2 protein-coding genes are annotated in these 1,043 nt (G+C 53.5%); both read left to right on the top strand.

All coding sequences use genetic code 11. The annotated features are described in order from the left end of the window. A partial coding sequence (locus EJP87_RS17075; RefSeq protein ID WP_130473015.1) for a YebC/PmpR family DNA-binding transcriptional regulator occupies positions 1 to 702 on the top strand: 702 nt, incomplete at its 5' end. Positions 703 to 716: 14 nt separating this feature from the next. Then, on the top strand, positions 717 to 1,043 hold a 327-nt coding region (gene ruvC / locus EJP87_RS17080; protein WP_130473016.1), incomplete at its 3' end, for a crossover junction endodeoxyribonuclease RuvC.

The following is a 1,043-nucleotide window of genomic DNA, read 5'->3' on the forward strand; positions in this document are numbered from 1 at the left end:
AAAGGGGCCCAAGACGCCAAACGTGGCAAGATCTTTACCAAATTGATTCGTGAAATCACCACTGCCGCCCGCATGGGTGGCAGTGATATCTCAGCCAACGCCCGCCTGCGCGGGGCTGTCTTGGCTGCCCGAACCCAAAACATGCCCAAAGATACCATCGATCGGGCGATTAAACGTGGTGCCGGCGGTCTGGATGGGGCCAACTATGAAGAGGCCCGTTATGAAGGATATGGTCCCGGCGGAGTGGCGGTTATCGTGGAGACCTTGACCGATAATTTTAACCGCACCGTCGCCGACGTCCGCCACGCCTTTACCAAATATGGCGGCAACATGGGAACCTCAGGCTGTGTGGCCTACCTCTTTGATAACAAAGGGGAGCTGAACTATGAAAACTGCAACGAAGATGCCTTGATGGAGGCGGCCTTGGAGGCCGGTGCCGAGGATGTCGTCGTCGATGGTCAAAACTTTGAGGTCATCACCGCACCCGATCGCTTTCAAAGCGTGCAAGAAGCCTTGGCTCAGGCGGGTTTTAATCCGATTCGTGCCGAATTGACCATGCGCCCGCAAAACAGCATCACCCTCGATGAAAAACAGGCCATCTCCATGCTGAAATTGGTGGATATGCTGGAAGACAATGATGATGTACAGAAGGTCTATGCCAACTTTGACATCCCTGATGAAATCATGGAACGTTTGGAATAGGCAAAAGGTATCTGATGCGAGTGATCGGTATCGACCCCGGAACCACCACCACCGGCTGGGGTATTGTGGAGAGTGAGGGCAATCGCTTGCAGCACATTGCCGATGGCTGTATTCGCACCCAAACCGGTGCCTCTCTACCCGACCGCCTGGGCAAAATTTTTCATGAACTGACCCGTATCATGAATACCTATCAACCCCACCAGGCGGTTGTCGAGGAGATTTTTGTCTCGCAAAATGTGCAAAGCGCCCTCAAATTGGGCCATGCCCGTGGGGTAGCCATCGCCGCTGCCAATCAATATGGCGTGCCCATTCACGAATATACCGCGTTGCAAATCAAAAAA

The organism is Candidatus Magnetaquicoccus inordinatus (assembly GCF_004217665.1).
Taxonomy (GTDB): Bacteria; Pseudomonadota; Magnetococcia; order Magnetococcales; family Magnetaquicoccaceae; genus Magnetaquicoccus; species Magnetaquicoccus inordinatus.